The sequence below is a fragment of the Pararhodobacter aggregans genome (assembly GCF_003075525.1).
Classification (GTDB): domain Bacteria; phylum Pseudomonadota; class Alphaproteobacteria; order Rhodobacterales; family Rhodobacteraceae; genus Pararhodobacter; species Pararhodobacter aggregans.
Genome location: NZ_QDDR01000016.1, coordinates 46,136 through 59,472, shown reverse-complemented (window position 1 = coordinate 59,472; position 13,337 = coordinate 46,136). Strand labels below are relative to the sequence as shown.

The window sequence follows — 13,337 nt, the reverse complement described above, 5'->3', positions numbered from 1 at the left end:
CAGATCATGATGGATTCCTTCGTATTTCCCGGCATGACGACGCGGGTCGTCTTCGGCTCGGGCACGCTGGCGCAGGCCGGGGATGAACTCGACCGGCTGGGGCAGGGCAAGGCGCTGGTCCTCTCGACCCCGCATCAGGAAGCCGACGCGCAGAAACTGGCCGAGGCGCTGGGCGGACGCGCGGTCGGGGTCTTTGCCGGGGCCGCCATGCACACGCCGGTCGAGGTGACCGAAAAGGCCATCGCCGCCTTCGAGAAAAGCGGCGCGGGGGCGGTGGTCAGCCTTGGCGGCGGGTCGACCACCGGCCTCGGCAAGGCCATCGCGCTGCGCACCGGGGCCGATCAGGTGGTGATCCCCACGACCTATGCGGGCTCCGAGATGACCGATATTCTGGGCGAGACGGCAGACGGGCGGAAGACCACCCGCCGCGACGCCGCGATCCGGCCGGAAACCGTGATCTATGACGTGGACCTGACCCTGACCCTGCCGGTCGGGCTGACCGTCACCTCGGCGATGAACGCGATTGCCCACGCGATGGAGGCGTTCTATGCCCCCGACCGCTCGCCGGTGATCGAGCTGATGTGCCGCGATGCCATGCAGGCGTTCAAGGCGGGCATCCCGGCGCTGATCGAAGATCCCCGCTCGCAACCGGCGCGGGCCCGGGCGCTTTACGCCGCCTGGTGCTGTTCGACGGCGCTGGGCTATGTCTCGATGGCCTTGCACCACAAGCTGGCGCATGTCTTCGGCGGTTCCTTCGACACGCCGCATGCCGAGACGCACGCGATCCTGCTGCCCTATACCACCGCCTTCAACGAGGTCGCGGTGCCGGATGCGCTGGCGCCGATTGCCGAGGCTTTCGGCGGTGGCTCGGCCGGTGGCGGCCTGTGGGATTTCGCGCGCGAGGTGGGCTCGCCCCTCAGCCTGAAGGAGGTGGGGATAACGGAGGCGGATCTGGACCGCGCGGCGGATCTGGCGGTCGAAAACCGCTATTCCAACCCGCGCCCCTTCGAGCGCGCCGATATCCGCGCGCTGTTGCAGCAGGCCTGGGACGGCACCCGCCCCGGCGCGTGACAGGGCGGGCGGGCGCTCAGCGCTCGCCCCCCTCGGTCGGGCCGATCAGCCGGTGGCGGATCGGGAACAGGTGCCAGCCGGTCCGCGCCGACAGCAGCCCCCAGAGGCCCTTCGGCGCGAAGATCATCGCCACGATGGCGGTCAGGCCCAGCGTCAGCAGATACCACGATCCGTAATCGGCCAGCGTGCTGCGCAGGGCGAAGAACACCAGCACCCCCAGGATCGGCCCCTCGATGGTGCCGATCCCGCCGATCACCACGATGAAGATGACATAGGCCGTCCAGTCGGTGATGGCGAAGGCCGCGTCGGGCGAGATGCGGGCGGTCTGCAGGAAGATCAGCGCGCCGGTGAGCCCGGTCGCGACCGAGGCGATCAGGAACACCGCCCATTTCAGCCAGCGCACATCGACGCCGACCGAACCCGCGGCCTCGGCATTGTCGCGGACCGCGATCAGGGCCAGACCCAGACGGCTGCGCAGCAGGGCGTAGATCCCGGCGATCAGCGCCACCGCCAGCAGCAGCGCGATCCAATAGGCCAGAATGTCCCGCGCCGCCGCGTCGCGGACGCCGAAAAGCTCGGCCACCTGCGCCACGCCCATCATGTCGCTGGTCGCCGCGCGGGGCAGCGAGGTGCCGGTGCCGCCGCCCAAAGCCTTCCATTGCGCGACCAGGAGCCGCGTCGTCTCGGCAATCACCCAGGTGCCGATGGCGAAATAGGCGCCGTGCAGGCGGAAGGCGAAGAAAGCCATCGGGATCGCCAGCACGAGGCCCGCGGCACCGCCCAACAGGATCGCCAGAAGCGGGTCCATGCCGCCGAGGATCACACCGCCGAAGAGGGCATAGGCGCCGATCCCGACAAAGGCCTGTTGTCCGACCGACACCAGACCGCCATAGCCCGCGAGCAGGTTCCAGATCTGGGCCAGCGACAGCATGGTCAGGATATAGAACAGGTCCTGGATCAGCCGGCGCGAGGCGAAGGCGGGCAGCACCAGCCCGGCGACGATCAGCGCCAGGGCCAGCAGCGCCACCAGAGTTCCGGTGCGGGTCCGCGTCGTCGCGCGCCAGGGGGCGGAGGGGGAGGACATCGGCAAGCTCCGTTTCAGTCTCGGGCGCGGGGGAAGAGCCCGCGCGGCCGGATCAGCAGCACCAGAAGGAAGGCGAGATGCCCGGCGAGGATCTGCCATTCGGGATTGACCGCGGCGCCCAGCGTCTGCGCCACGCCGATGATGACGCCGCCCGCCAGCGTCCCCCAGAGGCTGCCGAGCCCGCCGATGATTACCGCCTGAAAGGCATAGATCAGCCGGGCGGGGCCGATGGCCGGGTCGAAATTGGCCCGCGTGCCGAGGTAGAGCGCGGCGACGGTCACGACCATCATGGCGATGCCGGTGGCGACGGCGAAGACCTTCATCGGCTCGATCCCCATCAGCCCCGCCGTCACCGGATCGTCCGAGGTGGCGCGGAACGACCGGCCCAAGGGCGTGCCATAGATCACCCGGTTCAGGATCACGATCACCAGCACCGCCGAGGCGAAGGTGAGGACCGGCATCACCCCCACGGTGACCGGCCCCAGCGCGACCGAGGCGCCCTCGAGATCCGGGTTCGGGATGCGGCGGCTGTCGGCCGAGAAACCCTCGAGGAGCGCGTTCTGGATGGCGATCGACAGCCCGAAGGTGACCAGCAGCGGCGGCAGGATATCGGGGCCCAGCACCCGGTTCAGCACAACGCGTTGCAACAGCCAGCCGAGGGCGAACATCAGGGGCGCCGCGATCAGCACCGCCAGCCAGGGCGACAGACCCAGCCCGGTGACCAGCACGAGGATAAGGTAGGCGGCCAGCACGATCATGTCGCCATGCGCGAGGTTGACCAGCCGCATGATGCCGAAGACCAGGCTGAGCCCGGTGGCGAAGAGGGCATAGAGCCCGCCCAGCAGGATCCCCTGCACGATGGTATCCAGCCAGATCATGCGTGGCCTCCGAAATAGGCGCTGTGGATCGCCTCGCGCGTCAGCTCCGCCGGGGTGCCGCTGAGGGTGACGCGCCCCTCCATCAGGCAATAGACCCGGTCGGCCACGCGCAGCGCCTGGGTGATGTCCTGTTCGACGACGATGACCGCCGCGCCCGTCTCGCGGATGCGGGGCAGGGCGGCGTAGATGTCGCGGATGACAACGGGGGCGAGGCCGAGGCTGATCTCGTCGCACAGCAGCAGTTCGGGGTTCGACATCAGCGCCCGGCCGATGGCCACCATCTGCTGTTGCCCGCCCGACAGCGCCGTACCCGGCATGGAGCGTTTCTCGCGCAGGATCGGGAACAGGGCATAGATACTGTCCAGCGTCCATTGCCCGTTGCCGCGCCGCTTCTGCCCGCCGATCAGCAGGTTCTCCTCGACCGAAAGCGAGGGGAAGAGCCTGCGCCCCTCGGGCACCATGGCGATGCCGCGCTGCAGGATGGCGGCGGCACTCAGCGCGCCGATGGGCTCGCCCTGATGCAGGATCATCTCGGGCGCGTTGGGCAGGACCCCGGCGATGGAACGCATGAGCGTGGATTTCCCGGCGCCATTCGCGCCGATGATGGCGACGCATTCGCCGGCATCGACCCGGATATCGACGCCGAACAGCGCCCGGAACCGGCCATAGCCCGCGTCGAGGGAACGGGTTTCCAGCAGCATCAGACCTCGATCCCCAGATAGATTTCGCGCACCTCGCGGGACGCCATGATGTCCTCGGGCTCGCCCACGCCGATCAGCCGCCCGAAATCGAGGACGGCGAGGCGTTCGACGACCGAGGTCAGCGCGTGCAGCACATGCTCGATCCAGATGATCGTGGTCCCGCCCGCATGGATGGTGCGGATCGTGTCGACCAGCGCGCGGCATTCGCCCTCGGTCAGGCCGCCCGCGATCTCGTCCAAGAGCAGCAGTTCCGGCCCGGTGGCCAGCGCCCGGGCCAGTTCCAGCCGCTTGCGGTCGAGAAGGCTCAGTTCCCCGGCCAGCTGGTTGGCGCGGGGCAGCATCCCGGTCTCGCGCAGGATCTCGGCGCAATCGTGGACCGCGCGGTCATGGGCGGCGGCACCGCCGAACCGGGCCGCGGTCAGCAGGTTTTCGAAGACGGTCAGCCCCTCGAAGGGCTGGGGGATCTGGAAGCTGCGCCCGACCCCCATGCGGACCCGCGTCATCGCGGGCAGGCGGGTCACGTCGCGGCCCATCAGCTCGATCCGGCCGGAACTGACCATGAGGTTGCCGGTAATCAGGTTGAAGAGCGTCGATTTCCCGGCGCCATTGGGACCGATGATCCCCAGAGCCTGCCCCTTGGGCACGCTCAGGCTGACGCCATCGGTGACGGTCAGCGCGCCAAAGGATTTCGACACAGTGTCGAGGGTCAGCATCTTCGTCGTCCCCTTGGGGCAGAGGCGGGGCGGCGGTGGTCGCCGCCCCGGCAGGGATCAGCCCAGGGGCTGCATCGTGTCGGCGGTCGGGATCTGCGGGGCGATGCCGTTCTCGACACAGACCAGATCGAAGCCGCCATCCTCGCGCCGGCGCCACTGACCGCCGACCAGCGGCGTCTTGCAGACGTTGGCGGCGGCGAAATCGGGCACGCCCTCGCCGTTCCAGGCGACCCGGCCGACCATGGTCTCAAGATCCGTGGCGGCGATGGCGGCGGCGACTTCCTCGGGATCCTCGGGGCTGGTCACGCGGCCCATCACGTCCGAGGCGACCTCGAACAGCGAATGGATGAAGCCGATGGGCTGGGTCCAGGGGCGGCCGCTGTCGGCCTCGTAATCCTCGGCCAGGTCGCGCGCCGATTGCCCGGTCAGCGACGAGCGGAAGGGATGCGACGGCGACCACCAGATCTCGCACGAGAGGTTGTGCCCGGCCGCGCCCAGCGTCTCGACCGATTGCGGGAAAAGCAGCGCCTTCGCCACCGAGATCGCCTTGGGGCTGAAGCCCTGCTGGCGGGCCTGGTTCCAGAAGGTGGTGAAGTCGGGCGGGATCACCACGCCGGTGACGATCTCGGCATTCGCGGCCTTGAAGGCGTTGATCTGCGCGGTGAAATCGTCGCTGAGGTTCTGATAGCGGCCCGGGTCATGGGTGGTGTAGCCCGCCGCGGCATAGATCGCGGGCAGGCCGAGGTTCGGGTCGCCCAGAGCGTTGCCATCGGCGTCGTTGGGGAAAAGCCCGCCGATCTGGCGGTTGGTCTCCAGCTGGTTCCACATTGCGGTGAAGACCGCGCCCATGTCCTCCATCCCCCAGAAATAATGGAAGGCGAAGTCGAAGGGCCGCCAGGTCGAGGGATCGCCGGGATTGCCCTGCTGGCCGATGAACCACGGCTGCCAGGGCGCCTTGGTCGAGATGACCGGGATCCCCTCGGCCTCGCAGGTGGTGGCGACGGGGTTGGTGTTCTCGGGCGTCGAGGCGACCAGCATCAGGTCGATCTCGTCCGAGATGATGAGATCCTTGGCCACATCCGCGGCGCGGGTCGGGTTCGACTGGCTGTCCTTGACGATGACCTCGAAATTCTGGCCCGCCTCGGTCGCGAGGAACCGGGCGATGTTATAGGCGTCGCTTTCGGCGAAACCGGCCAGCGGCCCGGTCTGCGGCGAGACATAGCCGAGCTTGATCTTGCGGCCCTGGGCGATGGCAGGCGCGGCAAGGCCCGAGGCGGCGAGCGTGAGCCCGGTCGCCGAGGTGGTGGTCAGGAATCTGCGTCTCGTGAACATGGTAATCCTCCCTTGGTTGCAGTGCCGTCTCGTCGTCTTGGCGGGATGCGGCGCCCTCCCGGCGCCGCATCCCGGCGTCGTTCTCAGCGCGGGGCCGCCAGGGCGGGCGCACGGCCCGCGACCAGATCGGCCAGCAGCGACCCGAGCATGGCGATTTCCGCCCCGGCGACCTCGTGGCCGCGGCCGGGGAAGAGGTCCGCCCTGAGCCGCGTGCCGCGCATCCCCAGGGCCTGCGCGGCCTCGGCGAAGGCATGGACCGGGATCCAGGGATCGGCGTCGCCACCGGTCAGATAGACCGGCAGGCCCCGGGGCAGGGCGTCGTCGCGGGTGCAACCCGGCGTGCCGACCCGGCAGCCGGTCAGCGCCGCCAGCGCCTCGGGCGCGGGGGCGCCCGAAAAGGCGTATTCCAGCGACAGGCACGCCCCCTGCGAGAACCCGGCCAGCAACAGCGGCAGACCGGGATACTCGGCGCGGAAGGCGGCGATCTCGGCGCCCAGCTGGGTGAGCGAGGCGGAAAGCTGCACCCGGCATTCGGGCACCAGCGGGTCCACCGCCTTCGCGTCATACCAGGCGCCGCGCTCGGCGCGGGGCAGATGGAAAGCCACCCCCGGCGCGTCGAGCCGCGCCAGCACATGGCTTTCCATTTCTTCGGGCGACTGGCTGCGGCCGTGGACGAAGACGCAAAGCGCCTTCGCCCCGGGGCCCAGCGCGCCGCGCCGCAGGGGGCCGGTCTGGGCCATCAGACGAACGCGGCCTCTTCCAGACCCGAGCGCAGCTCGTCCTCGCGATTCTTGAACCACGGCGGGAACACGAGCGTCTTGCCGATCTCGCCGGGGGCCTCGTCCTTGGCCCAGCCCTCGGGCGTGGTCCAGGCGAGTTCGAACAGCGCCCCGCCCGGCGAGCGGACGTAGCAGGACTTGAAGTACATCCGGTCCTTCTGTTCCGAGATGTCGGTGAAGCCCAGCCCCTCGATATGGGCGCGCAGTTTCAGCTGGCTTTCCTCGTCGCCGGTGTTCAGCGCGATGTGGTGGATGGTCCCGCCCGAGAGCGTCCAGGTCCCCTGCGGCGAGCTGCGGTCGTCGATCACCTCGACCCGCTGGATGACGCCATTGGCATCCGGCACGCGGTAGACGGTGCCTTCGTGGTTGTCGGCCTCCTTGGTCAGGGGGAGCGCGATGGTCAGGAAGTCATCCATCGCCGTGCGGTCGAAACAGGCGACCAGACCGCCGTAGATCCCCTTGATGCCATGCGCCTTGCCGATGCCCTGCACGTCATTGGTGATCGGCTCGCGCGGGTCGCTGTCGCTTTCGACCAGCTCGTGCGGGATGCCGCAGGGATGGGCAAAGGCCACGCGGTCAGCGCCGAAGCGGGTGATCTTCTTGGCCTCGATGCCGCGGCCGTTCAGCCGGTCGACCCAGAAATCGGCCGCGCCCATCGGGATGGCCTGCATGATGGTGCGGGCCTGGTTGGTGCCGCGGCGGCCATAGACGCCGGGTTTGCGGAACGGGAAGGTGGTGATGATGGTCGAGGCATCGCCATTGGGCGAGCCGTAGTACAGGTGATAGACGGGGATCACGCCGTCGAACAGCACGGTGCGCTTGACCGAATGCAGGCCGAGGTCCTTGGTGTAGAAGTCAAAGTCTTCCTGGGCACCGTCGGTTGACATGGTCAGGTGATGATAACCGCTGATTTGGCTCATAGTCGGGCTCCTCCCACTGGGCCGGATGCGCGCTGCCCCTCAGGACAGAGCACGAGGTTGAGGTCGAGCGCATGGCGGCGGAATCCATCGGGGGACGCCAGCATGCGGAACTCGGCCAGAAGTTCGGGTTTGACCCCGAAGACGGCATCCCGACCGATAGCGGGATCCGCCCGGTCGAAAATCTGGGTGGTGAGCGTCTGGAACCCGGGGGCCGAGACGCGGAAATGCAGATGCGCGGGCCGGTCGAGCGACAGGCCCAGCCGGGTCAGCAGCGCCGCCACCGGCCCGTCGCCGGGCAGGGCGTAGCCCGCGGGCCGGATCGTGGTGAAGGCGAAGGTCCCGCGCTCGTCGGCGGTCAGGCGGCCGCGCAGGTTGAATTCGGGCTGCAGGTCGGGTTCCTGATTCTCGTAAAGACCCTGGGCATTGGCGTGCCAGACCTCGACCAGCGCGCCCGCGACGGGGGAATGGTCCAGCCCGGTGACCCGGCCCGTGACTGCCATCGCCTCGCCCCGCCCGTCGAGCGAGAGGTTGCCGCCCAGCGGCACCTCGGGCGCGTCGGCGCGGTAAAACGGCCCGGCGGGAGTGTTCGGCGTGGCACCCGGCGGACGGGGGGCGTTCAGATCCTCGACCGCGGCCGAAAGCCCCAGCGCATCGGCCAGCAGCACCCATTCCTGGCGCCGCGGGTCGGTGTGATAGCCCACATCCGTGAGGAAGCCGACCAGCGCCCGCAGATCCTCGGCATCCGGGCGCAGCTCGTCCATCAGGGCTTGCAGATGGTCCGCCACCGCCATCATCGCCGCCACCAGCCGGGCCTGCGACGGATCGGCCGCGGCCGGGCCCCGGGCAATGCGGGCCCGGAAGGCGCCAAGCGGCGACAGGCATTCCTCGGCCTCGGACGGGCTCGGCGCGGCGTGACGCATGATCGGGGGACCTCCCAGCTCCCGCCCTAACGATGGCCGAAGAATGCGCCCCGGGTGATGAAATGAACGCCGTGCAATATAGCGGTTTGCTATGTTGCCGCCGGTGGGATAGCCGAAGCGGCAGCGCGGGCGGGCGGGGGCGGGCTGACCACGGCCCGTGGCCGGTCCGGCGATGAACTGTATAGCGTCGGGCTATGTTAACCCCGAGACTGCTGATTTGACTTCCCGCCCGGGCTGTTTCGATACTGCCGCCGATCTCGCCCCGACCTCAGGGTGGACCCCGGATAGGCGGGGCGGGCGCATCAGGTCGGTTGACATCGCGCCGAAGCGCTTAGTAGTATCATCATACAATCATACTCACGCCTGGGGAGGGGCCCGTGGGAACTCAACATGTGCTGGTCGCCGGCGGCGGCCCGGCGGGATTCATCACTGCCCTGGGGCTCGCCGGCCGCTACGGGATCAAGGTGACTCTGGTCGAGGCCGAGCCGCAGATCGTCAATTCGCCCCGCGCGATGGTCTATCACTGGTCGGTCCTGCAGGGGCTGGAGGATCTGGGCATCCTGCAAGAGGCCATGGACCGCGGCTTCACCAAGCAGGATTACAGCTTCGTCGTCCACCGCACCGACGAGCGGATCCACTGGTCGCTCGACGCGCTCGACTCCGTCACCAAGCATCCCTACAACCTGCATCTGGGCCAGAACGACCTGGCCGAGATCGCCTGCCGCCGGCTGCAAACCAACCCGCTGGCGTCGATTCGCTTCGGCACGAAGATCACCGGCCTGGCGCAGGACGACCATGGGGTCACCGCCACGCTGCACGGCCCCGAGGGCACGACCGAGGAACGCTTCGACTGGGTGATCGCGGCCGATGGCGGCGGCAGCACGGTGCGCGAGAAGATCCTGAAGATGAATTTCTTCGGCATCACCTGGCCCGAGCGATTCGTCGCCACCAACGTGAAACTGCCCTTCGAATCCTACGGCTACGCCCGGGCCAACATGATCATGGACGATGTCTATGGCGCGATCATCGCCAAGATCGACCGCGATGACCTGTGGCGCGTCACCTTCATGGAGGACGCGAGCCTGCCGCTCGAGGGGATCCGCGACCGGATTCATCATTTCTATCAGGCCTATGTGCCGGGGCTGGGGCGCGAGGATTACGAGCTCGTGCAATTCTCGCCCTACCGGATGCACCAGCGCTGTGCCGACACCATGCGGGTCGGGCGGGTAATTCTGGCGGGCGACGCCGCGCATATCACCAACCCCACCGGCGGACTGGGCCTCACCTCGGGTCTCTTCGATTCGTATTTCCTGACCCAGATCATGAACGCCATCGTCAACGAGGGCGCCTCGCATGATCTGCTGGACCGCTATTCGGACGAGCGGCGGCGCATCTTCCTGGAGATCGCCTCGCCCCAGGCCAGCCGCAACAAGCAGCGGGTGTTCCACGCCTATCAGGGCGCGTGGTTCGACCGCGAACTGACCCAGGTCCGGCGGCTGGCGACGGATCGCGACGCGGTTCTGGCGCAGGCGACCTTCACGCGGCAGCTGCAATCCACGCTCTGAGCCCGCCCGGGCTCCGTGTTCCCTCCTTCCTTTCAGCGAGGCCCCCGATGACCCGGACCGAGACCGATACGGGAGAGATCGCCGCCGACCCGGCGCTGCAGGCACCGGCTCCGGAGCCGCTGCCCCCGTCCCGGGTCCGCGACGCGCTGGCGGCGATGGATGACGGCGTCGGGCGGCTGGCGCGGGTCGTCGCCACCGCCGGTGCCCTGACCATGCTGGGGGTGGCGCTGGTCACCACTTTCGACGTGGTGATCCTGCGCTGGATCTTCAACGCGCCGATCCCCGGCTCAAACGAGATCTTCCACACCGTCTTTCCGACCGCCATCGCCGCGGTGCTGGCGGCGGGCCTTTCCGCCCGGGCGACGCTGGAGATCGACCTGCTGGGCCTGATGCTGAAGGCAAGGACCATCGCCTGGCTTCGCGCCTTCGGGGCGGTGCTGTTCACCGTGACCGTGGCCCTGATCGCCTATGCCATCTGGCGGCAGACGCTTTCGGCCTTCAATCAGGGCAAGGTCACCACGATCATGCAATGGCGGCTCTGGCCGTGGTATTCGGTCATCACCGCTTTCTTCGTCCTCTGCATCCCGGCGCAGCTGATGGTGGCGCTGCGGGCGTCGGCCGATCTGACCCGCCGCTGGTATGTCGGCGTGATCGTCATCTTCGCGCTGGGGCTGGGGCTGTCGGCGGGGGCGGTCTGGCTGTTCCTGTCGCTGCAGACCTTCTTCCTGATGAACATGCTGACGGCGGCGGCGGCGCTGGTCGGGCTCCTCTGGGTGCTGATGCTGCTCTATGTGCCGCTGGCCGCGGCGCTCACCGCCTGCGCCACGCTGGGGATCCTCGGCATCTTCGGCCCGATGCAGGCCATCAACATCGCCGGGGCCGAGACCAAGGGCCTGCTCATCAGCCTCGATCTGGCGGTGGTGCCGTTCTTCCTGATGATGGGCGGTTTCGCCGTGCAGAGCGGCATGTCGCGCGACATCTACGCCTTCGCCCAGGCCATCTTCGCGCCGTTCCGTGGCGGGCTGGCGCTGGCCACGATCGGCGGCTCGGCGGGCTTCGGGGCGCTGACCGGCTCCTCTGTCGCCACCGTCGCCACCATCGGTTCGGTCGCCTATCCCGAGATGGAGCGCCGCGGCTATTCGCCGAAACTGGCGGCGGGCGCCATCACCTCGGGCGGGACGCTGGGCCAGTTGCTGCCGCCCTCGACCGTGGCCGTGGTCTATGCGCTGCTGGTCGAGCAATCCATCGGCGCGATCTATATCGCCATGCTGATCCCGGCCCTGATGACGGTCATTTTCTACATGATCGCCATCGGCCTGACCGTGACGCTGGTCCCCTCGGCCGCGCCCAGGGGCGAGGCCTGGAACGGGCGCGAGATCGTGACCAGCGGCCTGCGCTCGCTGCCGGTCGTGGTGATGTTCCTGCTGGTCTTTGGCGGGATCTTCTTCGGCATCTGCACCGCGACCGAGGCCGCCGGGCTGGGCGCGGTCATCGCCTTCGCCATCCTGGTGCTCAGGGGCGGTCTGAAGGGCGGCGGGTTCTGGAAGGTCATGGCCGAGACCACGCGCTCGACCTCGATGATCTATTTCCTGATCATCGGCGCGCTGATTACCACCTTCCTCTTCTCGGCAACCGGGCTGTCGACGGCGATGACCGACGCCATCGCCGGGCTGAACGCGCCGGGCTGGGTGATCGTGGTCATGTTGTGCGCGGGCTACATCCTGCTGGGTTTCATCCTCGACAGCATGGCGATCATGATGATTACCGCCAGCCTGACCGCCGGGATCGTCGGCGCCTATGGCTACGATCCGATCTGGTGGGCGGTGATCATGGTCGTGGTGGTCGAGATCGGCGTGATGACCCCGCCCTTCGGCCTGAACCTGTTCATGCTGAAATCGGTGGCGCCGAAACTGCCGCTCAGCCAGCTCTATGCCGGGGTCATGCCCTTTCTGGTGGCCGACCTTATCAAGCTGGCGCTGCTGATCGGCTTCCCGATGCTGATCCTCTGGCTGCCCGGGTTCCTCTGACCCGGGCGATTCGCCGGGCCCGGGGCAGGGCGGTGTTCGCCCTGCGCAAGGCGCTGAAATCAGGCCGTTTTATTGTGGCTTTCGGGCGCGATGCGCGATTGACAGCACGGCATCCCGCTATCTAGCATATCGTATTATTGTATCACTAACCGGAGGGTCGAGATGCAGCACGTCCTGGTCGTCGGAGGCGGGCCCGTCGGGTTCCTGACCGCGCTGGGCCTTGCGCAGCGCGGCCTCAGGGTCACGCTGGTCGAGGCCGAGCCCGATATCGTCGATTCCCCCCGCGCCGCGGTCTATCACTGGTACGTGCTGGAGGGGCTGAAGCGGCTGGGCATCCTGGACGAGGCGCTGGAGACGGGCTTCGCCAAGCAGGATTACTGCCATTTCGTGTTTCGCACCAACGAACGCATCCATTGGTCGCTGGCGCCTCTGGCCGAGGTCGCGCCCTATGCCTTCAACCTGCATCTGGGCCAGAACGATCTGGCCCGCATCGCCTGCCGTCACCTTGAGCGCTTCGCCAGCGCCGAGGTCCGTTTCGCGACCCGTCTCACCGATCTGACGCAGGATACCAGCGGCGTCACCGCGCGACTGTCGGGGCCGGCGGGCGAGACGGTCGAGCGGTTCGACTGGCTGATCGGCGCCGACGGCGGCGGCAGCACGGTGCGCGAGACGGCGCTGAAGCTCAATTTCTTCGGCATCACCCATCCCGAGCGGTTCATCGCCACCAATGTCCGGCTGCCGTTCGAATCCTTCGGCTATGCGCGGGCCAATATGGTGATGGACGACGTGCATGGCGCGATCATCGCCAAGCTCGACACGTCCGACCTGTGGCGCGTCACCTTCATGGAGGATGCGACCCAACCATTGGAGACGGTGACCGAGCGGATCGACGCCTTCTACCGGGCCTATGCCCCGGGGGTCGAGGATTACGAGCTGGTGCAATATTCCCCCTACCGGATGCACCAGCGCTGCGCCGACACCATGCGGGTGGGGCGGGTGATTCTGGCGGGCGACGCGGCGCATATCACCAACCCGACCGGGGGGCTGGGCCTGACCTCGGGGCTGCTGGACCTCTATTTCCTGCTCGACATCCTCAACGCCATCGTCAACGAGGGCGCCTCGCCCGACCTTCTGGACCGCTATTCCGACGACAGGCGCCGGATCTTCCTGGAGATCGCCTCGCCCCGCGCGGTCCAGAACAAGCAGATGATCTTTCACGCGCATGAAGGGAGCCTGCTGGACAGCCAGTTGCAGGCCGTGCGCCGCCTCGCGACCGATCCCGACGCCGTTCGGGCGCAGGTCCCGTTTGCCCGCTCGATGCAGTCCAGCCTTTAGGGGCGGGCGGGG

The 13,337-nt window shown here is 68.1% G+C and carries 12 protein-coding genes; 4 read left to right on the top strand and 8 right to left on the bottom strand.

Features of this window, described 5'->3' with window-relative positions:
• Positions 1-6 precede the first annotated feature (6 nt).
• A complete protein-coding gene (locus DDE23_RS22225) occupies positions 7-1,071 on the top strand; it encodes a maleylacetate reductase (protein ID WP_107751787.1) in 1,065 nt (354 codons plus the stop codon).
• Positions 1,072-1,087: 16 nt separating this feature from the next.
• Here the strand turns inward: DDE23_RS22225 and DDE23_RS22220 are convergent, their stop codons facing one another.
• The 8 genes from DDE23_RS22220 to DDE23_RS22185 form a co-directional block, all read right to left on the bottom strand.
• Positions 1,088-2,155, bottom strand: coding sequence for a branched-chain amino acid ABC transporter permease (locus DDE23_RS22220; protein ID WP_107751786.1), 1,068 nt, complete (start codon positions 2,153-2,155; stop codon positions 1,088-1,090).
• A 14-nt stretch (positions 2,156-2,169) separates the two neighbouring features.
• Positions 2,170-3,033, bottom strand: coding sequence for a branched-chain amino acid ABC transporter permease (locus DDE23_RS22215; protein ID WP_107751785.1), 864 nt, complete (start codon positions 3,031-3,033; stop codon positions 2,170-2,172).
• The gene (locus DDE23_RS22210) at positions 3,030-3,734 is read right to left on the bottom strand and encodes an ABC transporter ATP-binding protein (protein ID WP_337589840.1); all 705 of its coding nucleotides are present in this window, start codon (positions 3,732-3,734) and stop codon (positions 3,030-3,032) included. The genes DDE23_RS22215 and DDE23_RS22210 overlap by 4 nt, the downstream gene beginning before the upstream one ends.
• Positions 3,734-4,447 (bottom strand): ABC transporter ATP-binding protein, encoded by a 714-nt coding sequence (locus DDE23_RS22205; RefSeq protein WP_107751784.1) that lies wholly within the window; start codon positions 4,445-4,447, stop codon positions 3,734-3,736. The genes DDE23_RS22210 and DDE23_RS22205 overlap by 1 nt, the downstream gene beginning before the upstream one ends.
• A gap of 57 nt (positions 4,448-4,504) precedes the next feature.
• On the bottom strand, positions 4,505-5,779 hold the full coding sequence (locus DDE23_RS22200; protein WP_107751783.1) for an ABC transporter substrate-binding protein: 1,275 nt from the start codon (positions 5,777-5,779) through the stop codon (positions 4,505-4,507).
• A gap of 83 nt (positions 5,780-5,862) precedes the next feature.
• Positions 5,863-6,519 (bottom strand): alpha/beta hydrolase, encoded by a 657-nt coding sequence (locus DDE23_RS22195; protein WP_202863309.1) that lies wholly within the window; start codon positions 6,517-6,519, stop codon positions 5,863-5,865.
• Positions 6,519-7,478 carry a VOC family protein gene (locus DDE23_RS22190; RefSeq protein WP_107751782.1) on the bottom strand — a complete coding sequence of 320 codons (960 nt, stop codon included), beginning with the start codon at positions 7,476-7,478 and terminating at the stop codon, positions 6,519-6,521. The genes DDE23_RS22195 and DDE23_RS22190 overlap by 1 nt, the downstream gene beginning before the upstream one ends.
• Positions 7,475-8,398 (bottom strand): dioxygenase family protein, encoded by a 924-nt coding sequence (locus DDE23_RS22185; protein WP_107751781.1) that lies wholly within the window; start codon positions 8,396-8,398, stop codon positions 7,475-7,477. The genes DDE23_RS22190 and DDE23_RS22185 overlap by 4 nt, the downstream gene beginning before the upstream one ends.
• Before the next feature lie 377 nt (positions 8,399-8,775).
• On the opposite strand from DDE23_RS22185, the gene DDE23_RS22180 reads away from it, so the two are divergent.
• The 3 genes from DDE23_RS22180 (at position 8,776) to DDE23_RS22170 (ending at position 13,325) form a co-directional block, all read left to right on the top strand.
• Entirely contained in the window at positions 8,776-9,963 is a 1,188-nt protein-coding gene (locus tag DDE23_RS22180; protein ID WP_157958101.1) for an FAD-dependent oxidoreductase, read from the top strand.
• A gap of 47 nt (positions 9,964-10,010) precedes the next feature.
• Positions 10,011-11,990, top strand: a complete 1,980-nt coding sequence (locus DDE23_RS22175; RefSeq protein ID WP_107751779.1) for a TRAP transporter large permease — start codon at positions 10,011-10,013, stop codon at positions 11,988-11,990.
• 162 nt (positions 11,991-12,152) lie between these two features.
• Positions 12,153-13,325 (top strand): FAD-dependent oxidoreductase, encoded by a 1,173-nt coding sequence (locus tag DDE23_RS22170; protein WP_107751778.1) that lies wholly within the window; start codon positions 12,153-12,155, stop codon positions 13,323-13,325.
• Positions 13,326-13,337 lie beyond the last annotated feature (12 nt).